The sequence below is a fragment of the Streptomyces olivaceus genome, assembly GCF_000721235.1.
In the GTDB taxonomy this organism is placed as follows: domain Bacteria; phylum Actinomycetota; class Actinomycetes; order Streptomycetales; family Streptomycetaceae; genus Streptomyces; species Streptomyces olivaceus.
This window is the reverse complement of the sequence record NZ_JOFH01000032.1, coordinates 37,729-60,772: the sequence shown is the minus strand read 5'-3', so window position 1 is coordinate 60,772 and position 23,044 is coordinate 37,729. Positions and strand designations below refer to the sequence as shown.

Sequence of the window (23,044 nt, the reverse complement as noted above, 5' to 3'; positions counted from 1 at the left end):
CGGCGCCGGATCGGATCCGGCCCGGGGCGCCGGCCGCGCTCACTGCGGCCCGCCGCACCACTGGTGTGCGGCACCCCACCACAACGGCGCGCACCCCCGGAGTTGCTGCTCCGGGGGTGCTGTTCGGGCCGTTTCACCTGCGAGGGAGAACCACGACCCATGAACCACATTGTCACAGTTCAGGAGGCTGTTACCGCGTTCGGCGACTTCTTGGAGCCGACGGATGCGGAGCTGGCCGCGATCGAGCAGGAGATGCCCGTCATTCTGGCGGACGTCGACCTGTTGGACGCGCAGATCACGACCCTGGACCGGGTCCCGTCCGAGGTCGACGACCGGCGGATCCGCCGGGCCCGGCGCCGCGCGCTGGCCGCCCGGGTCGCGCTGGTCAACCGCACGGTGGACACGGGCCGTTCCGGGGGTGCCGCGTGAGCGCCACCGACCCGGACCTGAGCGCCGCGCACGCCGAGGTGAAGGCGGAGATCGCGCGGACGGACACCAAGACGGCCCTGCTGCTGGCGTTCGTCGGCGCGGTCCTGGCCGGCACGTGGACCATCGCCCGCGACGTGCCCCTGAACCCGGCCGCCGTCGTCGTCGGCGGCCTCGGTCTGGTGCTGCTGCTGGCGGCGGCCGGTCTGCTGCTGCGCTCGGTGCGCCCGAACCTGCGCGGCCGACACGGCTTCCCCCTGTGGGCCACCCTCACCCCCGACGAGATCGGCGCCGCCGTCGCCCGCGACCTGGCCGCCGACATCACCGGACTCTCCCGGCTGGCGGTCGTCAAGTTCACGTGCCTGCGCCGCGCGGTCGACCTCACCCAGACGGGCGGGGCCCTGCTCGTCGCCGCCGCGCTGATCACGGCGGGAGGTGCGCTGTGAAGACGTGGACCGCGCAGATGTCGAGCAATGGCGGGCCGTGGCGCCTGTACGTCGTCGTGTACGGCGAGAGCGAGTGGCCCTCTCTGTGGTGGGAGCCGAGTGCGGTGCCCACCGGATGGCAGCGCCGTGACGCCCTGGCCTTCCTCGGGTACGAGGTCGTGCCCGGCGCGTCGTGGTCGTGGACCGAGGACAGCAAGGAGTACGGCGACGACCGCACGCCGGTCGTCCTGATCGCGGCCGTCCAGGTGCGCGAGCTGGACGGTGGCGCCGCCCCCGCCCTGCCGGCGGAGCACGTCCAGGCACCGCGCGGTGAACGCCCGGCCGCCGCGTTCACGCGCCGCTGCGGGACGTTCACCGACATCCCCGCGACCAACAGCTTGGGCCGCGCCTGCTCGCCCGTTCCGGGCGCGTTGGGAGGTGTGGCATGAACACTGTTCAGACCCGTTCAGCCGAGCGCGCCCTGTCGGGCGGCACGTGGCTGATCGTGTGCGGGGCCATGCTCTACTCCATCCTCACCGTGACCCCGCTCATGGCGGCGCACACGGCGGACGAGTGGGAGTGGACGGCGCCGATCCTGCCCCTGGTGGTGGACGCTGCGGTCGTCATCGTGGTCAAGCTCGATGACGTGCTGGCCCGCCTCGGGGGCGAGGGCGGGCGCTGGCCGGTGGTGCTGCGGTGGATGACCGGGCTGATGACGCTGGCCCTGAACACCGCCGACTCCGCACTGAAAAAGGACCTGGTCGGCGTGGCCGTCCACTCCGTGGCACCGCTCCTGCTCATTGTCACCGCGGAAACCAGTCTCGCCTACCGGAGGGCCATCGCCCGTGCGGTGGCCGCGCTGGAAGCCGAGCAGGCGGCCGTGCGGGAGCAGCGCGAGCAGGCGGCCCGCGAGCGCGCCGAACGGGCCCGTACCGAGGCCCGGGAGGAACGCGAGCACGCTGCGCAGGTGGCCCGTGAACAGCGTGAACACGAGGCCGCTCTTGCCCGCGAGCAGACCGAGCGGGAGGAGCGGCAGCGCCGCGAGGAGCGGGCCGCGCGGGAGCGGGCCGAGGCCGCCGAACGGGCCGAGCGTGAACGCCGTGAACGCGAGCGTGAACAGCGTGAACAGCAGACCCGGCAGCAGGCCGAAGCCGCCCGGCGCGAGCGTGCCGAGCAGGCCGAGCGTGAACACCGGGAGCGCAAGGAGCGGGCGGAGCGTGAACGCGCCGCACTGCTGAACCGCGGCCCGGCCGACGGCAAGCTTGAGGAGGACGAGGCGCACCGCATCGTGGCCGCCGCGTTCGCCTCGGGGCTGTCCGTGCGGACGGCTGCGGAGCTGTGCGGCTGGTCGGTCGGGTGGGTCTCCGCCCGCTACACCGAGCACCGCGCCGGTGCGGAGGTGGCCGCATGAACGCGCCGGCCACGATCCTGCTGTCCGCCCTGCCGTGGGTGGCCGGGTGGGCGGTGCACGCCCGGATTCTGCACGGCCGCCTGAACACCGCCCGCCGTGACCCGCTCACCGGGCTGCGCACCCGCGACGGGTTCACCCGCCGGGCCACGGCCCTGCTCGCCGCGACCGCCGCCCGCCTCGCCCACGCCGTGGGACGGGCGGGGGTGGCCGGCAGGCTCGGGGGCGACGAGTTCGCCGCGGTCCTCATCGACCCTCACGGCACGGCCGCCGACCGGTTCGCCGTCCTCGCCCGCGTCCTGGCCCGCCCCGAACGCTTTACGATCGATCCCACCCAGGCATAACACCGGCCTCGGGACTGGTAAACCCGCATGCTGAGGTGTCGCGTATTCAGCGGCTGGGGCCGACCTTTGATCACTGGCTGCCGACGGCGACGGTGGTCCAGCGCCGGTCGATGGCACCCAGCCATGCGTCTTGGTCGTCCGCCAGTGGTTGCTCCAGAGGGAGAGGGAGGAACCGGCAGGCGAAAGTAAGGCCAGCGTCCTCTCCGTCGCCCTCGACGTGGTGGTTCCACGCATCGGGGGTTTCTGCCGATGCGTGCAGAAAGAAGAATGTGGTTCGTCGTGGCTGACCGGTGGCGGGATGGGGCTTGCTCTCCACGGCAATCTGTCGGACGACCGTGGCTGTCAGCAGACCGGTTTCCTCGGTGACCTCTCGAAGGACCGCCTCCTCCAGGTCTTCGCCTGACTTGACTCCCCCCGCAGGAACTTGGGTGCCGGCCTCAGGCATACCGATGTGGTCGAAGACCAGAACTTCGGGGAAGGCGCGGTCCCGGATGACGTATGCGGCGACACGGATTCTGGGTCGGGTCATCCCAGCATTGTCAGTTGTTCCCCGGGCCGAACACCAGCAACCTGCTGGTTTCACCCGCCTCAACACCTCAACCACCAGTGGGTTCAGCCTCAGGCCACTTTCAGAATTTGCGAACCCGCTGGTTTCCGTCTACCGGTGGCGTCTGGCCCCCGACGGCTACGCCACCCGCCGCCAACTCCGTGCCCGTGGGTTGCGGCCCGGGGGTCAGGAGGTGGCCGCGACCGTCGAACGGCCGCGCCGGCGCCGGGGACCGCTGGTCGCCCACCTCTACCGCGTCGACCTCGCCCTTCCGGTGCGGCCGATGACGCCGGGCCGGTGGGCCGCCCTCGCCGCAGCCAACGCCGCCCGCCGCCTGTGCCCGTCCTGCGGGCGGGATGCGGGCTACGTCATTCCCACTTCGCTCGGCACCTGCGTGCCCTGCTCCTACCCCGAGAGGGATTCTCATGGAATCGCTGCCTGAGCCTGCCCGTGCGGTGCAGTCTCCGGACGGCACGGGCCACGCCCTGGAGAAGGCCGAGGCCGCCGCCCGCGAGGCCGCCGAGTCCACGGACGTCGCCCGGATCGTCGCCGCCGTCCTCGCCACCCAGCAGGCCACCCAACAGTCCACCACCCCGGCCCCCGTGCCGCGGCAGGAGTTCAGCCCCACGAAGTGGCTGGTCATCGGCGGTGTCCTCATCGCCGGTGGCCTGGTCGCCTCCGTGTTCGCCGTGGCCGTCGCCATCGGCGGCCTGTCCGCCGGCCTCCTCGCCCTCGTCCTGCGCTCCATGTGGCGCGACGTCCAGAAGTGAGGTCGGTGACCATGCGTCTGTTCCGCTCCCGCGAAGACCACCAGGACGACCAGGACCGTACCGGCCGCCTGCTGGACAGCCTGGATGCCGCCTACGCCCACGCCACCGGCGAAATCACCGACTTCGAAGACGTCGTCATCTGCGCCACCGGCGCCGAGGTCGACGGCACCCCCTACCCGCCGCCCGGTCACGGCTACCCCCGGCGCCGCTGCTGACCTGCCCTTCCGTCCCCCACGGGCTCCGGTCCGTGGGGGTGCGGTGGGGCCGGACAGTCCGGCCCCGCGCCAAGGAGGAACCCCGGATGACGACCACCATCAAGCGGACCCCCGAGCAGGTCCGAGACGACCGCAACGCCCGCCGCCGCGCCAAGCGCCTCGCCGACAGGCGATACCGCATGGCCAGGCACGCGGCCTTCGACCTCGTCTCCTGGGGCCCGTGGACCGACGACATCCCCGACGCCACCCCCGCCGAGGTCGCCCGCCACGCCACCGGCCTCTACTGCGGCTACCTCAAGGGCGACGACATCACCCCCACGGAAGGTGAGACCGCGCTGCGCTACGTGCTCCAGGTCAAGGGGCTGCCCGCCACCCACCTGGACTGACCTGCCCTTCCGTCCCCCACCGGCACTGGCCGGTGGGGGTGCGGTGGGGCCGGACAGTCCGGCCCGGACGGGAGACACGATCGTGAACAGCAAGGACCCCCGCTTTACGGCCGGTGAGAAGGCCAAGCTCACCTGGTACATCGCCCGGATGGCGAAGCGGGGCATCGCCGACGACAAGACCGTCGGCCACGTGCACCAGGGCGACTTGCAGCGCAAGGTCGACCGGGTCATCAAGCAGGCCCGCAAGCGCGAGGAGCGCGAGGCCCGCGAGGCGCGCAACCGCAGGTAGATACACCCCGGGGCGGCCGACATGCCGCCAAGCCAACCGGCCGCCCCGGGCCCCCGCCCGCCCATCGTTCGAGCAGCAGGAGACCCCCAGCATGACCGAGACCGCTTCGGCCGCGCACCTGCGGCCGGTCCCCACCCCCAACCCCGCCGCCGACGCTGATCACACCACCGAGGACGGTCCGGCCGCGCCGGTGCCGGTCGACAACCCGGCGCTGCCAGACCCGAAGGTGAGCATCGAGAAGCGCAAGCCGGTGCTGGCCGGATGGCTGACCAACCGGCGCGACTTCCTCGCCACCGCACGCCACGCCGGCGCCAACACCGCCTACGCCACCGCCTTCCACACCGTGCGGCTGCCGGTGTATGCCGGCCGCCTCGCCCTCATGTCGCCGCGCGGCGCGTGCCGGTTCGTCGCCTCCACCCACCGTTGGGTGTGGGACCGCGAGGCCGCCCCGCTGCGCGACTTCGCCGTGCGCACCGAGGACGTAGAGGAGTACATGCGCCTCGCCCGCCTGCGCTCCGGCCGCGTCCGCCTGCGGGGCCTGGTCACCCTGGTCGCCGCCGTGTTCGGTACCGGATTCGCCCTCTACCTCTACGTTCTCGCCCCCGCGTTCCTGTACGCGTTCGCCGCCGGCGGCGTGCTCCTGCTCGGCATGGCCGGACAGCAGCCGGACGCGCCCGTGGTCGGTCCGGCCGTGCTGAAGACCGAGGTGCAGAAGCTCACCGGGTCGATCGTGCTGCGCGGTCTGGACAACATCGGCAACGCGAAGGTGACCGCCGCCGTCAAGAAGGGCGGCGACATGAACGGCCTGCGGTTCGTCTCCGAAATCGTCCGCGACGGCCCCGGCTACCGCGCCGACCTCGACCTTCCCTATGGCGTCACCCCCGAGGACATCATGGAGGCCCGCAAGCCCCTCGCCTCGGGGTTGCGGCGCAAGGTCGGCTGCGTGTGGCCCGCCCCCGACCCCGAGCAGCACGAGGGCCGCCTCGTGCTGTGGGTCGGCGACAAGCCGATGAACGAGACCGCCAAGCCCGCCTGGCCGCTGGCCAAGACGGGGACGGTGGACCTGTTCCGGCCGGTGGTGTTCGGCAACGACCAGCGCATGCGCGACGTGTCCGTCACGCTCATGTTCGCCTCCATCGTCGTCGGCTCCATCCCCCGCATGGGCAAGACCTTCCTCATGCGGCTGCTCCTGCTCATCGCCGCCCTCGACCCCCGCGCGCAGGTCCACGCGTTCGACTTCAAGGGCACCGGCGACTTCGGCGCCCTCGAACCCGTCTGCCACCGCTACCGCGCCGGTGAGGAAGACGAGGACATCGCCTACGTCCTCGACGCCCTGCGGGAACTGAAAGAAGAGCTACGCCGCCGGGCAAAGGTCATCAAGTCCCTGCCCCGCACCCGCTGCCCGGAGTCCAAGGTCACCGGGGAACTGGCCGGGGACAAGTCGCTCGGGCTGCACCCGATCGTCGTCGGGTTCGACGAGTGCCAAGTGCCGTTCGAGCACGAGGAACACGGCAAGGAGATCGAGGCCATCTGCACCGACCTGGTCAAGCGCGGCCCCGCCCTGGGGATCGTGGCCATGTTCGGCACCCAGCGCCCCGACGCCAAGTCCCTGCCCACCGGCATCAGCGCCAACGCCGTCCTGCGGTTCTGCCTCAAGGTCATGGGCCAGCCCGCCAACGACATGGTCCTCGGTACCTCGATGTACAAGTCGGGCTACCGGGCCACCATGTTCTCCCGCTCGGACCGGGGGATCTGCTGGATGGCCGGTGAGGGCGACGACCCGCGCATCGTCGCGTCCGCGTTCGTCGACGCGGTCGCCGCCGAACGCATCGCCGCCCGCGCCCGGCAGGCCCGCGAGGCCTACGGCAACGTCACCGGCCACGCCATCGGCCAGGGCCCCGAGCGCACCGGCCCCGGCACCGACGTCCTCGCCGACGTCCTGGCGGTCATCGCGGCCGACGAGAAGGCCGTGTGGTGCGAGCGCATCGCCGCCCGCCTCGCCACCGCCCAGCCCGACGCCTACACCGGGTGGAAGGGCGAGAACGTCACCGCAGCGCTCAAGCCCTGGGGGATCAAGCCGGGGCAGGTGTGGGGGCAGACCGATGACGGCAAGGGCGCCAACCGGCGCGGCATCGAGCGTGCCGACATCACGGCCGCAATTACACGCCGTGACGCCGACCGGGCCGCCGCCTGACCCGAGCAGCACTGCTAGACCTAGCAGCCGCGCTTGCTAGGTCTAGCAGCCTCGCTAGCATCCCGTCCGGCCGCTGACCAGTGATCTAGCGTCTAGCGGCCCACCTGCGAAAACCCCCGGAAACCAGCCTGAGAAAGGGGGTGAACCCCCGATGGCTCTCGCTAGCCTCGCCGTCCTGCTCCTCCTCGCCGGTTACGCAGCGTTGTGTGCGGTGCAGCCGTTCACGCCGTGCCGCAAGTGCGCCGGCACCGGCGTGCGCCACGCCGGCCGCCGCACGGTCAAGCTCTGCCGCCGCTGCCGCGGCGACCGCTACCGCCTCCGCGCCGGCCGCCGCCTGCTCAACACCGGCCGCCACATCCACCACACCGGCACCCGACCCCACCGGCCCACCACCCGACCCTGACCCGGAAGGGAGGCGCACGGCATGGCCGTGACCGTCTCGCTCGTCGTCCTCTTCGGCCTGGTGCTCTTCTTCCTGCTGCGCTCCCACAGCCTCAGCGCCGGAGCCGCGTTCACCGCCGCCGGATTCGGGTTCTTCCTCGCCTCCACCGGCGCCGCCGAACCCATCAACAACCTCGCCACCGCCGTCATCGACGCCATCCCGAACCTGTGACACCACGCCCGTTCGAGATCCGCATCATCTGCCCGCCCGGCGACGCCGACCGCATCACGGCCGCCCTCGCCCAGACCTTCACCACCGGCCCCACCCGGACCTACCCCACCCGCGACCGGCACAAGGTCCGGCTCTACATCACCGCAACCCCCCGCTGACACACGCCGAGAGCGGCCCCCGTCTCGCCAAAGCCTGAGGCCGCTCCCGTCTGCCAGACCCGTCAAGGAACTGGAGATACCCCAGCATGACGCAACCCGCCCCGATCCGGCGAGTACTCAGTCGACGGCCGACGATGCTGGACCTGTACTGCTGCCAGGGCGGCGCCGCCAAGGGCTACACCGACGCCGGGTTCGACGTGACCGGCGTTGACCTCGCCCCGCAGCCCCGCTACCCGTACCGGTTCGTGCAGGCGGACGCGATCGCGTTCGCCCTCGAACACGGCGCCGCGTTCGACTTCATCCACGCCTCGCCCCCGTGCCAGCACGACACCGACTGCCAGCGCATCCAGGGCAACACCCACCCCGACCTGATCGCCCCCACCCGCACCGCGCTGGAGACGACCGGACGGCCGTGGGTCATCGAGAACGTGGGCGGCGCGGTGCCCAAGCTCCGCGCCCCGGTCATGCTGTGCGGGCAGATGTTCGCCCTGGCCAACTACCGGCACCGGTACTTCGAGACCGGCGGCGGCTTCACCCTCACCCAGCCCGGCCACCCCGCCCACCTCGTACCGCAGGCCAAGATGGGCCGTCCGGTCCCGTCCGGGCACTACGGGCAGTTCGTCGGCAACTTCTCCGGCGTGCCCCTGGCCCGTCGGGTGCTGGGGGTGCCGTGGATGAACCGCGACGGCATCCGCGAGTGCATCCCCCCGGCCTACACCGAACACATCGGCCGCGCCGCCGTCGCCCACCTCGCCCCGGTACTGGGGGTAGCGGCATGAACGCGACGACGCACCCCCAGCACACCGCGCTCAGCCTCGCCGCGTCCGGCGTCCCGGTACTGCCCCTACGCCGGGGCAAGGTCCCGTTCGGGAACTGCACGGCGTGCGCCGACAACGCGTGCGTCGGCCGGCCGAACATGAAGGTGCCCGGTCCGTGCCGGTGTGCGGCCCCGTGCCACGGGTGGGCCGCTGCCACCACCGATCCGGCCGTCATCGTCTCCCCGGCGTGGGCGGCGGCATGGGGGCAGGCGGTGTGCGTCGCCTACCACCCCGGCGGCGCCGGCCTGACCGTCGTCGACCTCGACCACACGGACGCCATCGCATGGGCCCGCACCACCCTGCCCAGCACCCGGACCGTGCCGACCACGCGCGGGGAACACTGGATCTACCGGGGCGCCATGGCCTCACGCAACGCGGTCCGGCCCGGTGTCGACATCAAGTCGACCATGGCCTACGCCCGTTGGCTCGGACACGGCACAGGCGCCACGGCCGCTCTGCCGGACGCTGTGCGCGCCCTGGCAGTAAAGGAACCGTCCCCGGCCCGCAAGGCGCCACAGACGCTCTCAGGGCTCCTGAGGGGCGGTCAGGGCCAGTGCCCGCACCGCACAGCCGCGTTCCTGGAACGCGGTATCGCCATGGCCGTGCAGCGCATCACCGACGCGCCCAGCGCGGTGCACGCGACCGTGTACCGGACGTTCCTCGCGGTGCTGTCCCGGCACGGCCGGTGCGGCTGCCTTACCGACGCCCACGTGAACCGGCTGTTCGCCGCCGCTCAGGCCAAGGGCGAGACGGCCCGGCACTGCACGGACGCGTGGACCAACGCTCTCACCACGTTGGGACTGTGATCATGTCCGAGGACGAGAAGACTCCGGCACGCGAGATCATCACCGACTACGCGCAGGAGCATTTCCGGTACTTCCGTACCGCCGACGGCACCGTGTACGCGCAGCGCAAGGGCCACCCCGTGGCCCGCCCTATGCGCTCCCAGGGCACGACGGGCAGTCACCGGCAGGAACTCATGGTCGGGCTCTTCCGCGACGGGAAAGGCGTCTTCAACGGCACCGCCCTCAAGGAAGCTCTCGACCTGATCGAGGCGTTGGCGCTGACCGAGGAGGTACAGCCCGTGCACATCCGCGTCGCCCCAGGATTCGACGGCGCGACCTGGTTGGACCTGGGACGCGCCGACGGCCGGTCGGTCCGTATCCACCCCGCCGGGTGGGAGGTCACGGTTCCCGACCCGCGTGAGGTGTGCTGGCGCCGCACACAGCTCACGGGCGAGTTGCCGGTGCCGGTCAAGGACACCGACGGCAAGGGCATCGACCTCCTGCTCAGGCTGTGCAACTTCGCCACCGCCGAGACCGAGTGCCTGGCCATCGCATGGCTCATCGGCTGTCTCGGACCGTCCGTACCCGTCCCCGCCCCGTTCCTGACCGGGCCGCAGGGCGCCGGCAAGTCCACCGGCGGCCGGATGCTCGTACGGATCATCGAAGGCATGACCGGCGACCTGCGCCGCGCCCCCAAGGACGAGGAGAACCTGATCGCGGCCGTCGCCGCCGGATGGGTCACCGCGCTGGACAACCTCTCCCACCTCACCCCGGACCTGTCCGACGCCGTGTGCTGCATCGTCACCGGCGCGGAGAACGTCAAGCGCGCCCTGTTCACCGACGGGGACGTGTTCCGCGTCGGATACCGGCGCCCCCTGCTCCTGACCGGCATCGACGTGGGCCTCATCCGCGGCGACCTCGCCGAACGCCTCCTGCCCCTGCGCCTGGAACGGCCGAAGGTGCGGCGCACCGAGGATGAGCTGTGGACGGAGTACGCCGAAGTCCTGCCCGTCGTCCTCGGCTCGCTCCTGGACCTCACCGTCAAGGTCCGCGCGGCCGAGGCGGACACCCCGACCGACCTGCGGATGGCGGACTTCGCTCACCTGTGCGCCCAGCTCGACGCAGCCACCGGACTCGGGGCGCTGGCCGCGTACCGGGCCAGCCTGGACGACCTCAACGACGACGTCATCGAGGGCGACCTGTTGGCACAGACCGTGCTCAAGCACGCTGCCGGCGTCGAGCCGGGCACCGAGCAGCGGATGGCATCGGCCGAATGGCTGCACTGCCTCACCGGCCTCTACACAGGCGAGGACTTCCGTCCCCTGCCGAAAGGGTGGCCGACCACGGGCAAGGTGCTCTCGGACCGGCTCAAGCGCCTACAGCCCACCCTCGCGGCCCGGGGCGTCCTCATCGACTGGGGACGCACCAACGCCGCCCGCTACATCGAGATCGCGCGTCCGGCCACCGTGCCACCGGCGTCCGAGCAGGAAGCGGCCTTCTGACCGCGCGGCACCACGCCGCTCACAAGCAAGAGGAGCACCCTGCGCCTTGGTGCTCCTCTTGCCGTTCGGCGGCGCGCCGCCCTGCGCAAGACGCGCCGCGAAGCGGCTCCTTCTCCACTCCCTGAGCCGCACCCACACCACCCACAGACGCCCTCCTTTTTTCCTAAGTAGGGAACGCTGCGTCACCTGCGTCACCGCGACCCCAAATACGGCACGTGACCTGCACAGACAGGGGTGACGCAGAGCCGGAAAGTCTGCGTCACCCCGCGTCACCCGCGTCACCGGTGACGGACAGCCTGCGTCACCGGTGACGCACCCCCGGCGCACTGCGTCACCCAAAAGCCGCAGGTCAGACAGCATCGGTGACGCAGGTGACGCGGTGACGCAGAAATCCGAACCTCGGACACACCAACACCCTGAGAGCACTGACCGAGGAGTCTCAACGATGGCCCGCCCCAAGATGCTCAAGCTCCCCGAAGTCCTCGAAGAGATCGAGATGAGCCGCGCCGCCTTCTACCGCATGCGCGCCCGCGGCAAGGCCCCCAAGCTCATCAAGCTCCCGAACGGGCAGATCCGCTGCCGCCGCACCGACCTTGACGCCTGGTGGACGTCCATCGAAGACGCCGCCTGACCATCACCGCACGAGAAACGAGGGGCCCGCTTCCGGCGGGCCCCTCTGGAGTTCCCATGGCACTGACCTACGACGTTCGCCTCTACTCCATCGAGATCCGCAAGGAGCGGCCCAAGCCCTACCGCGTCCGGTGGCTGGTGGGAACGCGGAAGCACTCCAAGAGCTACACGCTCAAGATTCAGGCCGAAGGGCGCCGGTCGGAACTCATGGCCGCCGTGCGACGCGGTGACCAGTTCGACGAGGAGACGGGGCTTCCGGTCTCCGAGCTGCGCGCCAAGCTGGGCTCTATCACCTGGTACGAGCACAGCCGCGCGTACGTCGATCGCAAGTGGGCGTTGGCGCCGGCCAAGTCCCGGAAGAACTACGCCGACGCGCTGGCGACCATCACCCCCGCCCTCGTGAAGACGCGAACGGGGATGCCCGACGCCGCCCTCATGCGGCGCGCACTCTACGGGTGGGCGTACAACCGGAACCGCTGGGGCGAGACGCCCCCGGACGACGTGGCCCGCGCTCTCTCCTGGGTCGCCAAGCACTCGCTGCCCGTCTCCGCTCTGGAGGACCCCGCGACCGTGCGTCTGGCGCTGGATGCGCTCTCCCTGCGGCTCGACGGCAAAGAGGCGGCGCCGCGGACCGCGAAGCGCAAGCGGGCCTGCCTGAGTGACGTTCTCGGGCTCGCCGTGGAAGAGCAGTACTTCAGCATGCCGGTGAATCCGATCGGTGCCGTGAAATGGACCGCCCCCAAGTCGGTGGAAGAGGTCGACCCCGAGAGCGTCGCCAACCCGCGCCAGGTCCGCGCCCTGCTGGCGGGGGTGCGCGAGCAGGGGCCGCGCGGGCGGCACCTGGAAGCCTTCTTCGGGTGCCTGTACTACGCGGCCATGCGGCCGGCCGAGGCCGCCGCGCTGCGCGCGAGCCAGTGTCACCTCCCGGAGACGGGGTGGGGGACGCTCACCCTGCGGCAGGGGATCGTTCGGGCCGGACGGAGCTGGACCGACGACGGCACGGCGCATGAGGCACGTCACCTCAAGGCCCGTGCCAAGAACGACTCCCGTCCGGTCCCGATCCCGCCGCACTTCGTCCGGCTGCTGCGGGAGCATGTCGCTTCGCACGGCACGGCGCCCGATGGTCGGCTCTTCCGGACGAACCGGGGTGGTCTGCTGCAAGAGACCGGATACGGCGAGGTCTGGGCCAAAGCTAGGGGCGACGTGCTGAGCCATGCTGAGACGGCCTCGCTGCTGGCCCGCCGCCCCTACGACCTCCGGCACGCCGGGGTGTCGTTCTGGCTCAGTTCCGGAGTGGACGCCATGGAGTGCGCCCGTCGGGCCGGCCACAGCATCGCTGTGCTGCACAAGGTGTACGCCAAGGTGCTTGACCAGACGCGGGAGCACGCGAACAGCCGGATTGATGCCGCTCTGCGGGAGTGGAACGAACCGGAGTGATCACACTCACCCCCGGGGGACACCTGGGGGACACGCACTGATCGAAGGTGGGATACGGGCGGTACGAGGTGAGACACGCCCGAGCCGTACCCGCCGGGAATCGAACGGGATACGGCACGAAGAAACCCCCTCTGACCAGTACTGTTCACTGGTCAGAGGGGGTTTCCCTCAGCGTGGCGGCGCCAGGATTCGAACCTGGGAAGGCTGAGCCGGCAGATTTACAGTCTGCTCCCTTTGGCCGCTCGGGCACACCGCCGGGGTTCGCTGCCCTTCGCGCCGTCTTGCGGCGGTGCTCCGTGGCAACGACGTAAACAATACCTGATACGCGGGGGTGCTCCGCCACCCGATTGATCGCCGCCCGCGGTGTGGCGGGTGGCTAGGCTTGTGCGAATGCGGCCGAGGACCCCTGCCGGGTGCCGGCGGCCGCCGACGTATGCCGGTACGGACCCGATACGCGGCCCGACACGCCCCAGATACAAGGAGCCACAGGACATGGCCGACTCCAGTTTCGACATCGTCTCGAAGGTCGAGCGGCAGGAGGTCGACAACGCCCTCAACCAGGCCGCCAAGGAGATCTCGCAGCGCTACGACTTCAAGGGCGTGGGCGCCTCGATCAAGTGGTCCGGGGAGCAGGTCCTCATGGAGGCCAACTCCGAGGACCGGGTGAACGCCATCCTCGACGTCTTCCAGTCCAAGCTGATCAAGCGCGGCATCTCGCTGAAGGCTCTGGACGCGGGCGAGCCCCAGCTCTCCGGCAAGGAGTACAAGATCTTCGCGTCGATCCAGGAGGGCATCTCCCAGGACAACGCGAAGAAGGTGGCCAAGCTCATCCGCGACGAGGGCCCCAAGGGTGTGAAGGCCCAGGTGCAGGGCGAGGAGCTGCGGGTGTCCTCGAAGAGCCGGGACGACCTGCAGACCGTGATCTCCCTGCTCAAGGGCCAGGACTTCGACTTCGCCCTGCAGTTCGTCAACTACCGGTGACTCGTTGAGCCGACGGCTCGCTGGCCCGGCACGAGGAGTACGAGGAGTACGAGGGAATCGGACAAGTGGGGAGGGTGGGCACCGGTGGTTCCCGTCCTTCCCGTCCTTCCCGTCCGCGGTACGGGCGCGTTCAGTTGCGCGAGTTGCCGAAGAGGAGCCGGTAGGCGACCAGGAGCACGAGCGATCCGCCGATGGCCGCCGCCCAGGTGGCGCCGTCGTAGAAGCCCTTGCTGATCGGGTGGTCCAGCCAGCGGGCCGATATCCAGCCCCCGATGAACGCGCCCGCGATGCCGATGAGCGTGGTGCCGACGAAGCCTCCCGGGTCGCGGCCCGGCAGCAGGAACTTGGCTATGGCTCCGGCCAGCAGTCCGAGGATGATCCAGCTGATGACGGTCATGCCGTGACCCTGCCCTTTCTCGCGGTGCCCGCACCTTCCAGGTGCCGCGGCGTTTCCTCCGTGGTGTTCACGTCCTCTTAGCGGGGAGGACGTTGGGCGCCCGGACGATGGTTGCGCCGCTCAGTAGGAGCCTGTGCGGGTGCGCCGCGGTGGCTGTCCTCTCCGTGGCGGGGCGGCCGGCCTGCCGGGGTGCGCGCCGGTGCCGCTACCAGCCGGTCCGCTGGTTCGCGGCGGCGACCGTGAACGGCTGGTCCGTCGGCACGATCTCGCGTCCCAGCGGGAGGAGGGAGACGGGGATCAGCTTGAAGTTGGCGACGCCGAGCGGGATGCCGATGATCGTGACGCACAGCAGGACGCCGGTGACGATGTGGCCGAGGGCGAGCCACCAGCCCGCGAGGACCAGCCACAGCGCGTTGCCGATGCAGGAGGCGGCTCCGGCGTCGCGGCGCTGGACCGCCATGTATCCGAAGGGCCACAGGGCGTAGATGCCGATGCGGAAGGCCGCGATCCCGAAGGGGATGCCGATGATCGTGATGCAGAGCAGCGCGCCGGCGAACAGGTAGCCGAGGAACAGCCAGAAGCCGCTGAGCACGAGCCATATGACGTTGAGAATGGTCTTCACTGCTGGCGACCTGCCATCTTTTCGAGTCGGGCGATTCGCTCCGCCATCGGCGGATGGGTCGAGAACATTTTGGAGAGTCCCTGCCCCGGGCGGAAGGGGTTGGCGATCATCATGTGGCTGGCTGTCTCGATTCGGGGCTCCGGGGGCAGCGGCAGCTGTTTCGTGCCCGATTCCAGTTTGCGCAGGGCGCCGGCGAGGGCGAGGGGGTCGCCGGTGAGCTGCGCGCCGGAGGCGTCCGCCTCGTACTCCCGGGAGCGGCTGATCGCCAGCTGGATCACGGTGGCGGCGAGCGGGCCGAGCAGCATGATGAGGAGCATGCCCAGCAGACCGGGGCCGTCGTCGTCGTTGGACCGGCCGACGGGGATCAGCCAGGCGAAGTTGACCAGGAACATGATCACGGAGGCGAGGGCCCCGGCGACGGACGAGATCAGGATGTCGCGGTTGTAGACGTGGCTCAGCTCGTGCCCGATGACGCCGCGCAGCTCACGTTCGTCGAGCAGGCGCATGATGCCCTCGGTGCAGCACACGGCCGCGTTGCGCGGGTTGCGTCCGGTCGCGAAGGCGTTCGGTGCCTCCGTCGGTGAGATGTACAGGCGGGGCATGGGCTGCCGGGCCTGGGTGGAGAGGTCGCGGACCATGCGGTACAGCGCCGGGGCCTCGAACTCGCTGACCGGGCGGGCCCGCATCGCGCGGAGCGCGAGCTTGTCGCTGTTCCAGTACGCGTACGCGTTGGTGCCCAGGGCGACGAGGACGGCTACGACGAGCCCCGCTCGGCCGAAGAAGCTGCCGATGACGATGATGAGTGCCGACAGTCCTCCGAGGAGTACTGCGGTCCTGAGCCCGTTGTGCCGGCGGTGCACGGTACGCCCTCCAAGTGGTGCAGCAGGGGAACCCTTTGCTTGCTGGTCTCGCTCGCTGTGGTGGCTTCCTGGTCTCCGATGCCACCGGTGCCGTGGCAGCACGTCCAGTGGACCCTTCCGTACTGGTCAACGCGAGGCGAGGGCCGCCAGTTCCCCGGCGCCCCGGCGGTGCGTGTGGTCCGTACGGGTGACGGCGCGGCGGACGGCACGCGCGCGTGGGCGCCGGGTGCCGCACGCGCGCGTGGGGACGGGTCAGAACAGTGCGGTGTCCGCGAAGCGGAGGATCAGCTGGGGAGCTCCGGAGAGGGCGACGGCGAGGACCGCGGTGAGACTGATCGCGGCCGTGAGCGGAGCGGGGAGGCGGTGCCCGGCGGTCGCCTCCTCGGGCGTCCGGAACAGCTGGGCCGTCCATTGGAGGTAGTAGAAGAGGGCGATCACGACGTTGACGGCCATGACGACGGCCAGCCAGCCGAGTCCGGCGTCGACGGCCGCGGAGAACACCGTGACCTTGGCGAAGAGGCCGATGACGCCGGGCGGCAGCCCGGCGAGGCAGAGCAGGAAGAACGCCAGCAGGAGGGCGGTCAGGGGATTCGAGGCGTACAGGCCGCGGTAGTCGGCGACGCGGTTCAGGGACCTGGTGCGACCCACCACGGCGGCCACCGCGAAGGCCCCGAGGTTCACGGCGGCGTACATGAGCGCGTACGCGACGGTGGAGCCGACCGCGCCCTCGGGGTCGTCGGAGTACGCGGCGGCGGCGATCGGCACCAGCAGGTAGCCGGCCTGGCCGACGGACGACCAGGCGAGCAGGCGTACCGCGCTGTACGCGCGCGTGCCCTGCTGGCGGAGGGCGCCGACGTTGCCGACGGTCATGGTGAGCGCGGCGAGCGCCGCCAGGGCGGGGCCCCAGGCGTCGGCGTACGACGGGAGGGCGACGACCGTGACGAGGACGAGTCCGGAGAAGCCGACCGCCTTGCCCACCACGGACAGGTAGGCCGCGATGGGCAGGGGCGCGCCGACGTAGGTGTCGGGCACCCAGAAGTGGAAGGGTACGGCGGCCGTCTTGAAGGCGAAGCCGACGAGCGTGAGGACGACGCCGGTCTGGGCGAGCGTGGTGAGCTGCCCGTCGACGTGCTGGATGCGCTCGGCCACCTGGGTGAGGTACAGGGTGCCGGTGGAGGCGTACACGAAGCTGACGCCCAGGAGGGAGACCGCGGTCGCGGTGACCGAGGACAGGAAGAACTTCAGGGCGGCCTCGGAGGACCTGCGGTCTCCCCGGCGCAGGCCCACGAGGGCGAAGGCGGGCAGCGAGGCGACCTCCAGGGCGACGATCAGGGTCGCGAGGTCGCGGGAGGCGGGGAGGAGCGCGGCACCGGCCGCGGAGGAGAGCAGCAGGAACCAGAACTCGCCCTCGGGCAGTCCCCGGTCGGCGTCCTTGACGGCGGTGACCGACAGCAGGGCGGTCAGGAGGGCGCCGCCGAGGACCAGGAACTGGACGGCGAGGGTGAAGGTGTCCGCGGTGTAGCTGCACAGCCCGGGGTCGCCGGCCAGGCAGAACGCCGAGCGGTCGCCGTTCACCAGGGGCAGCAGCATGAGCGCGGAGGCGGCGAGTCCGGCGACCGAGACCCAGCCGAGCAGCGGCTTGCGGCGGTCCGCGACGAACAGGTCGGCGACGAGGACGACGAGCCCGACGACGGCCGTGATGGTGGGCGGCGCGATGGCGAGCCAGTCGACGGACTGGACCAGGTTCTGGGCCGGGGGCTGCGACGCTGCCTCGGCGAGGTTCTGGGCCGGGAAGCTCATCGGGTGCCTCCTGAGAGGAGCTGCTGCACGGCCGGGTCGGTCAGTCCGAGGAGGGTCCTGGGCCACAGTCCGGCGACGACGGTCAGGGCGACGAGCGGGGTCCAGGCGGCGAACTCGTAGCCGCGTACGTCGGTGAGTTCCGGGGCCTCGCGCGGCACGGCGCCCATGCAGACGCGGCGGACCACGATCAGCATGTACGCGGCGGTCAGCAGGGTGCCGAACGCGGCGACGGCCATGAAGGTGAGGAAGGCGGGCCGGCTGAGGTCGTCGTGGGGGTCGAAGGCGCCGAACAGGGCGAGCATCTCGCCCCAGAACCCGGCCAGGCCCGGCAGTCCGAGCGAGGCGACCGCGGCGAAGGCGAGCAGGCCGCCGAGGCGGGGCGCCCTGCCGTACAGGGCGTGACCGGACTCCTCGGCCAGGGTGTCGAGGTCGGTGGTTCCGGTGCGGTCCTTGAGGGCGCCGACCAGGAAGAAGAGCAGGCCGGTGATGAGGCCGTGGGCGACGTTGGCGAACAGCGCGCCGTTCACGCCGGTCGGGGTCATGGTCGCGATGCCGAGCAGGACGAAGCCCATGTGGCCGACGGAGGAGTAGGCGATGAGGCGCTTGAGGTCGCCCCTGGCGCCTCTCCTGGCGAGGGCCAGGCAGGCCAGGGAGCCGTAGACGATGCCGACCACGGCGAAGGCGGCGAGGTAGGGCGCGAAGGTGTGGAAGCCGTCCGGCGCGACCGGGAGCAGGATCCGGACGAACCCGTACGTGCCCATCTTCAGCAGGACCCCGGCCAGCAGGACCGAACCGACGGTCGGAGCGGCGGTGTGCGCGTCCGGCAGCCAGCTGTGCAGCGGCCACATCGGCGTCTTCACCGCGAGCCCGATCCCGATCGCCAGAACCGCGACGACCTGCACGGATGCGGTGAGCGACCGGCCGTTGTCAGTGGCGAGTGCCACCATGTCGAATGTGCCCGCGTTGAGTCCGATCAGCAGCAGGCCGAGCAGCATGACGACGGAGCCGAGGAGCGTGAAGAGGATGAACTTCCAGGCGGCCGCGGCCCGTGACTCGCCGCCCCAACGGGCGATGAGGAAGTACATCGGGATGAGGACCGTCTCGAAGGCGAGGAAGAACAGGACCAGGTCGAGGACGGCGAAGGTCGCGAGGGTGCCGGACTCCAGGACGAGCAGCAGCGCGACGAAGGCCTTCGGGCTGGGGCGCGGGGCCCGCGGCGTCAGCCGCTCCTGTCGCTGTTCGAAGTACGAGTAGAGCGCGCAGAGGAACGTCAGCAGCGCGGTCAGGACCAGCAGAGGGAGGGAGATGCCGTCGATGCCGAGGTGGATGCGCACGTCGAGTGCCGGGATCCAGCTGATGTCCGTGCCGGCCTGCATCTTCGACGGGTGGTCGTGGTCGAAGCCCAGCGCGAGGACGATCACGGCCGCGAGGACGGCACCGGTGACGGTGACGCCGTGCCGCAGGACGGCCTGTTCGGGAGATTTCCCCTTCAGTCCGGGCGGGGCCGGCAGGAGGGCGGCGGCGGCTCCCAGGAGCGGGCCGACGACGACCAACGCGAGAAGGAACTGCATCACGGACTCGTTGATATCGATCACGCCTGCTCACGCTCCCGTGGCGACGAGGACGGCGGCGACCGCGAGGACGACGGTGCCGGCGAGCACCGCGCTCACATAGGTCTGCAGATTGCCGGTCTGGGCCCGTCGCACGGCGGCCCCGAGCCAGCGCGGCCACGTGCCCGCCGCACGTACGTAGGTGTCGACGACCTCGCGGTCGAGGAAGCGTACGAGGCTCGCGCCGGCCCGGACGGGGCGGACGAAGAGGGTCGTGTACACGGCGTCCAGATGGAAGCCGGCGGCCGCGGGCCGGTGCAGCGGGCCCAGCAGGAGCCGGCCGGGGTCCGCCGGGTCGGGGGCCCCGGCGATGTCTCCGTAGGCGGGCCGGTGGCTGGCGATGGCCTCGGCCTCCACCAGCGCCGCGTCGCCCTCCGGGTGGGCCGCGACCGCACTCAGCGGGGTACGGGCGGCGAGCACGGTGGTGTGCCGCCAGGCCGCGTAGGTGACGATGCCGCCGACCAGGGCCACGCCCGTGCCCAGCACGGAGGTGGTGAGGGTCGGGGTGAGGTCCTGGCCGTCGAACCAGTCGGGCAGCAGCCGGAAGACGAGCCCGCCGAGGGCGAGGGAGGGGATGGCGAGCACCCAGAGCACGGCGTTCATGACGACGGGCTGCCTGCCGTGGTCCGGGGCCTCGGCGCCGCTGCCGCGGAAGGCCAGCAGCCACAGGCGCGTCGCGTACGCGGCGGTGAGGAGGGCGGTGATCAGGCCTGCGACGAGGACGGTCCAGCCCGCGGCGCCGGGTGCGTGCTCGGTGTGGCCGGTGGCCACGTGTTCCGCGGCGCCGAGGACGGACTCCTTGGAGAAGAAGCCGCTGAAGGGCGGGATGGCGGCGAGGGCGAGCAGCCCCACGGTCGTCGTCCAGTAGGCGTCAGGGACGCGGTCGCGCAGGCCCCGCATACGGGACATGGCGGCCAGCGAGTTGGTGCCGGCGGCGTGGATGATCACGCCGGCGGCGAGGAACAGCAGCGCCTTGAAGGCGCCGTGGGACAGGAGGTGGAAGACGGCGGCTGAGCGGTCGCCGGCGGCGAGGGCACCGGTCAGGTAGCCGAGTTGGCCGATCGTCGAGTAGGCGAGGACGCGCTTGATGTCGTCCTGGGCGAGCGCGGCGAGGGCCGAGCCGACCATCGTGACGGCGGCCATGACGGCGAGGACGACCATCGCGGCCCGGGATGCCTCGAAGAAAGGAAGGAGGCGGGCGACGAAGTAGACGCCGGCGGCCACCATCGTGGCGGCGTGGATCAGCGCGGAGACGGGAGTCGGGCCGGCCATCGCGTCGGGAAGCCAGGTGTGCAGCGGGAACTGCGCGGACTTGCCCGCCACACCGGCCAGGAGCAGCAGGGCGATGAGCGTCGGGTGGTCGAGCGAGCCGTGCGCCACCGCGCCGAGGATCCTGGTGATGCGGAAGGAGCCGGCCTCGGTGGCGAGCGCCAGCAGACCGATGAGGAAGGGGACGTCGCCGAGCTTGGTGACCAGGAAGGCCTTGAGGGAGGCGGCGCGGGCCTCGGGTGTCTCCCAGTAGTGGCCGACCAGGAAGTACGAGCAGATGCCCATGATCTCCCAGCCGACCAGCAGCACCATCAGGTCGCCGGAGTAGACGACGAGGAACATGGCGGAGGTGAACAGGGAGACGAGCGCGGCGTAGGAGGCGTAGCGCGGGTCGTCGCGGAGGTAGCCCGTCGAGTAGAGCTGCACGCACGTGGCGACGGTGCCGACCAGGACGGCGACGAGGGCGGCGAAGCCGTCGACGTGCAGGGCGAGTTCGACGGGGACGGAGCCGGTGGGCGTCAGTTCCGTGGCGGCGTCGACGGCCGCGCCGCCGCCCTGGCGGGCCGCGACCAGTACGGCCAGGACGAGGGCGGCCAGGGTCGGCAGGACGGCGAGCGGGCGGACGAAACCGGGGGCAGTGCGGCCCAGGAGGAGCCCGGCGACCGCCCCGAGGAACGGGACGAGGGGAACGAGTACGGCGAGGGTGGTCGTGGTCACGCGGTGGCCTCAGCCTTCTCGGCGGCCGTCCCGGTCGCGGGGGTGTCGGTGTCGGGGCCGCCCGGGACAGCCGGGTCGCCCGGGTCGTCGGGGTCGTCGGGGTCGGCGGGTCCGTCGGGTCCGTGGCCCTCGGCGGTGTCGCGGAGCTTGTCGATGTCCGAGGTGCCGCGGTTGCGGTGGACGGCGAGCACGATCGCGAGGCCGATGCCGATCTCGGCGGCGGCGATGGCGATGGTGAACAGGGTCAGGGCCTGGCCGGAGTGCAGGGTCTCCTCGGCGGCCCTGCTGAGCCAGACGTCGAAGGCGACCAGGTTGAGGTTGACGGCGTTGAGCATCAGCTCGACCGACATCAGGACGAGGATCGCGTTGCGGCGCGCGAGGACGCCGTACACGCCCGTGCAGAAGAGGAGGGCGGAGAGGACGGCGGGGTAGGCGAGGTGCATCAGCGGTCGTCCCCCTTGCCGGCCTTGCCGGCCTCATCGGCCTTGCCGCTCTCGCGGTTCTCGCCGGTCTTGCGGTGCTCGCCGTTCCCGCCGTTCCCGCCGCTCTCGCGGTGCTCGCTGGGCTTGCCGCTCTCGCCGGTCTTACCGTTCCTGCCGTGCTCGCCCGTCTCGCCGTTCCCGCCGGGGACGTTCGCGGCGTCGGGGCGTGTTGGGGCGCTTCCGGCCGGGGTGGCGGCCGGCTGGGCCTTGCGGGACAGGACGATCGCGCCGACCAGGGCGGCGAGGAGGAGGACGGATAGGGCCTCGAAGGGGAGGACCCAGTTCTGGAACAGGCTTGCTCCGGTGACGTCGGTGGAGCCGGCCGCCGGGCCGTCCAGGTCGATCCAGGTGGTGCGGAACGCGTCGACGACGACCCATACCAGGGACGCGGCGGCGGCCGCGGCCACGGCGAGGGCGGCCCAGCGGTTGCCGGAGTCGGCGTCCGGGGACCGCCCGATGGGCGCCCTGGTGAGCATGAGGCCGAACAGGATGAGGACGACGACGGCACCGACGTAGATGAGGACCTGCACCCAGGCGATGAACTCGGCGGTGAGCAGCAGGTACTCGACGGCGAGGCCGCCGAGGGCCACCACCAGCCACAGGGCGGCGTGGACGAGTTGCCGGGTGGTGACGGTGACGACGGCGGCGCCGAAGGTCACGAGACCGACGAGGAGGAAGGCGATCTCGACACCGGTCGGGGAGAGGAAGCCGTGCGGTGCGGGGGCCGCGGTGGAGGAGTCCGCGGCGAGGTGGCCGACGGCCGCTGCGAGGGTCATTCCGGGCCCTCCTGTCCGGGCTCGGGCGCCGTCGGTCCGGCCGCTCGGGCGGCTTCCTGCTGGGCGGCCAGTCTGTCGGCGGACTTGCGGGCGGCGGCGAGTTCCTTCGGCTCCTCCGCGCCGGGGTCGAGGGCCGGCGGGGCCGGGACCGTCCACATCCACTCGCGGAGCTTGTCGCGTTCGTGGGTGAGGTCGCGGATGTCGGTCTCGGCGTACTCGAACTCCGGGGACCAGAACAGGGCGTCGAAGGGGCAGACCTCGATGCAGATACCGCAGTACATGCACAGGGAGAAGTCGATGGCGAAACGGTCGAGGACGTTGCGGCTGCGGTCGCGCCCTCCGGGGGCCGCCGCGGGGACCGTCTCCTTGTGCGAGTCGATGTAGATGCACCAGTCGGGGCACTCGCGGGCGCACAGCATGCAGACCGTGCAGTTCTCCTCGAACAGGCCGATCACGCCGCGCGTGCGGGGCGGCAGCTCTGGCTGGGCGTCCGGGTACTGCTCGGTGACGGTCTTCTTCGTCATCGTGCGCAGGGTGACGGCGAGGCCCTTGGCCAGGCCCGAGCCGGGGATGGGGGGCATGG

29 protein-coding genes, 1 tRNA gene and 1 pseudogene are annotated in these 23,044 nt (G+C 71.3%); 20 read left to right on the top strand and 11 right to left on the bottom strand.

Going from position 1 to position 23,044, the window contains the following annotated elements:
- The first annotated feature begins 159 nt into the window (after positions 1-159).
- The 5 genes and pseudogenes from IG94_RS0130140 to IG94_RS0130120 all read left to right on the top strand — a co-directional run.
- Positions 160-429 (top strand): DUF6284 family protein, encoded by a 270-nt coding sequence (locus IG94_RS0130140; RefSeq protein WP_031044369.1) that lies wholly within the window; start codon positions 160-162, stop codon positions 427-429.
- Positions 426-872: a Pycsar system effector family protein gene (locus IG94_RS0130135; protein WP_031044365.1), complete on the top strand. Its 447-nt coding sequence runs from the start codon at positions 426-428 to the stop codon at positions 870-872. Before IG94_RS0130140 ends, IG94_RS0130135 begins: the two co-directional genes overlap by 4 nt.
- Positions 869-1,300, top strand: a complete 432-nt coding sequence (locus IG94_RS43710; protein WP_063763418.1) for a DUF6303 family protein — start codon at positions 869-871, stop codon at positions 1,298-1,300. The genes IG94_RS0130135 and IG94_RS43710 overlap by 4 nt, the downstream gene beginning before the upstream one ends.
- Entirely contained in the window at positions 1,297-2,262 is a 966-nt protein-coding gene (locus tag IG94_RS0130125) for a hypothetical protein (protein ID WP_031044359.1), read from the top strand. Before IG94_RS43710 ends, IG94_RS0130125 begins: the two co-directional genes overlap by 4 nt.
- Positions 2,259-2,570, top strand: a pseudogene (locus IG94_RS0130120) (diguanylate cyclase); the annotation flags it as partial. The gene IG94_RS0130125 and the pseudogene IG94_RS0130120, both read left to right, overlap by 4 nt.
- Positions 2,571-2,673: 103 nt before the next feature.
- Here IG94_RS0130120 and IG94_RS0130115 read toward each other — a convergent pair.
- Positions 2,674-3,132 carry an NUDIX hydrolase gene (locus IG94_RS0130115; RefSeq protein ID WP_031044354.1) on the bottom strand — a complete coding sequence of 153 codons (459 nt, stop codon included), beginning with the start codon at positions 3,130-3,132 and terminating at the stop codon, positions 2,674-2,676.
- A gap of 118 nt (positions 3,133-3,250) precedes the next feature.
- On the opposite strand from IG94_RS0130115, the gene IG94_RS40900 reads away from it, so the two are divergent.
- The 14 genes from IG94_RS40900 to IG94_RS0130050 all read left to right on the top strand — a co-directional run bounded on the left by IG94_RS40900 (position 3,251) and on the right by IG94_RS0130050 (position 12,947).
- Positions 3,251-3,592, top strand: a complete 342-nt coding sequence (locus tag IG94_RS40900) for an RRQRL motif-containing zinc-binding protein (protein ID WP_078892480.1) — start codon at positions 3,251-3,253, stop codon at positions 3,590-3,592.
- Positions 3,576-3,920, top strand: coding sequence for a hypothetical protein (locus tag IG94_RS0130110; protein WP_052410923.1), 345 nt, complete (start codon positions 3,576-3,578; stop codon positions 3,918-3,920). The genes IG94_RS40900 and IG94_RS0130110 overlap by 17 nt, the downstream gene beginning before the upstream one ends.
- 5 nt (positions 3,921-3,925) lie before the next feature.
- On the top strand, positions 3,926-4,135 hold the full coding sequence (locus IG94_RS0130105; protein WP_157852341.1) for a hypothetical protein: 210 nt from the start codon (positions 3,926-3,928) through the stop codon (positions 4,133-4,135).
- 86 nt (positions 4,136-4,221) lie between these two features.
- Positions 4,222-4,521, top strand: a complete 300-nt coding sequence (locus tag IG94_RS0130100; RefSeq protein WP_031044344.1) for a hypothetical protein — start codon at positions 4,222-4,224, stop codon at positions 4,519-4,521.
- An 82-nt stretch (positions 4,522-4,603) separates the two neighbouring features.
- Positions 4,604-4,810 (top strand): DUF6257 family protein, encoded by a 207-nt coding sequence (locus IG94_RS0130095; protein WP_078892477.1) that lies wholly within the window; start codon positions 4,604-4,606, stop codon positions 4,808-4,810.
- A gap of 91 nt (positions 4,811-4,901) precedes the next feature.
- A complete protein-coding gene (locus tag IG94_RS0130090) occupies positions 4,902-7,004 on the top strand; it encodes an FtsK/SpoIIIE domain-containing protein (protein ID WP_031044340.1) in 2,103 nt (700 codons plus the stop codon).
- Between the two features lie 151 nt (positions 7,005-7,155).
- A complete protein-coding gene (locus IG94_RS0130085; RefSeq protein ID WP_031044338.1) occupies positions 7,156-7,407 on the top strand; it encodes a hypothetical protein in 252 nt (83 codons plus the stop codon).
- A gap of 21 nt (positions 7,408-7,428) precedes the next feature.
- Positions 7,429-7,617 carry a hypothetical protein gene (locus IG94_RS0130080; RefSeq protein ID WP_031044337.1) on the top strand — a complete coding sequence of 63 codons (189 nt, stop codon included), beginning with the start codon at positions 7,429-7,431 and terminating at the stop codon, positions 7,615-7,617.
- Positions 7,614-7,775, top strand: a complete 162-nt coding sequence (locus tag IG94_RS42965; protein WP_169752409.1) for a hypothetical protein — start codon at positions 7,614-7,616, stop codon at positions 7,773-7,775. The genes IG94_RS0130080 and IG94_RS42965 overlap by 4 nt, the downstream gene beginning before the upstream one ends.
- 86 nt (positions 7,776-7,861) lie before the next feature.
- Positions 7,862-8,554 carry a class I SAM-dependent methyltransferase gene (locus tag IG94_RS0130070; protein ID WP_031044334.1) on the top strand — a complete coding sequence of 231 codons (693 nt, stop codon included), beginning with the start codon at positions 7,862-7,864 and terminating at the stop codon, positions 8,552-8,554.
- The gene (locus tag IG94_RS0130065) at positions 8,551-9,399 is read left to right on the top strand and encodes a bifunctional DNA primase/polymerase (RefSeq protein WP_031044330.1); all 849 of its coding nucleotides are present in this window, start codon (positions 8,551-8,553) and stop codon (positions 9,397-9,399) included. Before IG94_RS0130070 ends, IG94_RS0130065 begins: the two co-directional genes overlap by 4 nt.
- 2 nt (positions 9,400-9,401) lie before the next feature.
- Positions 9,402-10,880, top strand: a complete 1,479-nt coding sequence (locus IG94_RS0130060; RefSeq protein ID WP_031044326.1) for a hypothetical protein — start codon at positions 9,402-9,404, stop codon at positions 10,878-10,880.
- A 445-nt stretch (positions 10,881-11,325) separates the two neighbouring features.
- Positions 11,326-11,511, top strand: coding sequence for a helix-turn-helix transcriptional regulator (locus tag IG94_RS0130055; protein ID WP_031044323.1), 186 nt, complete (start codon positions 11,326-11,328; stop codon positions 11,509-11,511).
- A 56-nt stretch (positions 11,512-11,567) separates the two neighbouring features.
- Positions 11,568-12,947: a site-specific integrase gene (locus IG94_RS0130050; RefSeq protein WP_031044319.1), complete on the top strand. Its 1,380-nt coding sequence runs from the start codon at positions 11,568-11,570 to the stop codon at positions 12,945-12,947.
- Between the two features lie 174 nt (positions 12,948-13,121).
- On the opposite strand, the gene IG94_RS0130045 is transcribed toward IG94_RS0130050, so the two are convergent.
- Positions 13,122-13,203: transfer RNA gene (locus IG94_RS0130045), tRNA-Tyr, on the bottom strand.
- Positions 13,204-13,439: 236 nt separating this feature from the next.
- Here IG94_RS0130045 and IG94_RS0130040 point away from each other — a divergent pair.
- On the top strand, positions 13,440-13,928 hold the full coding sequence (locus tag IG94_RS0130040) for a YajQ family cyclic di-GMP-binding protein (protein WP_031044317.1): 489 nt from the start codon (positions 13,440-13,442) through the stop codon (positions 13,926-13,928).
- 130 nt (positions 13,929-14,058) lie between these two features.
- Here IG94_RS0130040 and IG94_RS0130035 read toward each other — a convergent pair whose 3' ends face one another.
- The 9 genes from IG94_RS0130035 to IG94_RS0129995 form a co-directional block, all read right to left on the bottom strand.
- On the bottom strand, positions 14,059-14,325 hold the full coding sequence (locus IG94_RS0130035) for a GlsB/YeaQ/YmgE family stress response membrane protein (protein WP_031044314.1): 267 nt from the start codon (positions 14,323-14,325) through the stop codon (positions 14,059-14,061).
- 205 nt (positions 14,326-14,530) lie between these two features.
- Positions 14,531-14,947, bottom strand: coding sequence for a YccF domain-containing protein (locus IG94_RS0130030; RefSeq protein WP_031044309.1), 417 nt, complete (start codon positions 14,945-14,947; stop codon positions 14,531-14,533).
- A complete protein-coding gene (gene htpX / locus IG94_RS0130025) occupies positions 14,944-15,807 on the bottom strand; it encodes a zinc metalloprotease HtpX (protein WP_031044306.1) in 864 nt (287 codons plus the stop codon). Before htpX ends, IG94_RS0130030 begins: the two co-directional genes overlap by 4 nt.
- Before the next feature lie 252 nt (positions 15,808-16,059).
- Positions 16,060-17,607 carry an NADH-quinone oxidoreductase subunit N gene (locus IG94_RS0130020; RefSeq protein WP_031044302.1) on the bottom strand — a complete coding sequence of 516 codons (1,548 nt, stop codon included), beginning with the start codon at positions 17,605-17,607 and terminating at the stop codon, positions 16,060-16,062.
- The gene (locus IG94_RS0130015; protein ID WP_031044298.1) at positions 17,604-19,202 is read right to left on the bottom strand and encodes a complex I subunit 4 family protein; all 1,599 of its coding nucleotides are present in this window, start codon (positions 19,200-19,202) and stop codon (positions 17,604-17,606) included. Before IG94_RS0130015 ends, IG94_RS0130020 begins: the two co-directional genes overlap by 4 nt.
- 6 nt (positions 19,203-19,208) lie before the next feature.
- Positions 19,209-21,203 carry an NADH-quinone oxidoreductase subunit 5 family protein gene (locus IG94_RS0130010; RefSeq protein ID WP_031044297.1) on the bottom strand — a complete coding sequence of 665 codons (1,995 nt, stop codon included), beginning with the start codon at positions 21,201-21,203 and terminating at the stop codon, positions 19,209-19,211.
- Positions 21,200-21,646 carry an NADH-quinone oxidoreductase subunit NuoK gene (nuoK, locus tag IG94_RS0130005; RefSeq protein ID WP_031044294.1) on the bottom strand — a complete coding sequence of 149 codons (447 nt, stop codon included), beginning with the start codon at positions 21,644-21,646 and terminating at the stop codon, positions 21,200-21,202. The genes IG94_RS0130010 and nuoK overlap by 4 nt, the downstream gene beginning before the upstream one ends.
- Complete coding sequence (locus IG94_RS0130000) at positions 21,646-22,461, bottom strand: NADH-quinone oxidoreductase subunit J family protein (protein WP_224326560.1); 816 nt, start codon at positions 22,459-22,461, stop codon at positions 21,646-21,648. The genes nuoK and IG94_RS0130000 overlap by 1 nt, the downstream gene beginning before the upstream one ends.
- Positions 22,458-23,042 carry a NuoI/complex I 23 kDa subunit family protein gene (locus IG94_RS0129995; protein ID WP_031044287.1) on the bottom strand — a complete coding sequence of 195 codons (585 nt, stop codon included), beginning with the start codon at positions 23,040-23,042 and terminating at the stop codon, positions 22,458-22,460. The genes IG94_RS0130000 and IG94_RS0129995 overlap by 4 nt, the downstream gene beginning before the upstream one ends.
- Positions 23,043-23,044: the final 2 nt, after the last annotated feature.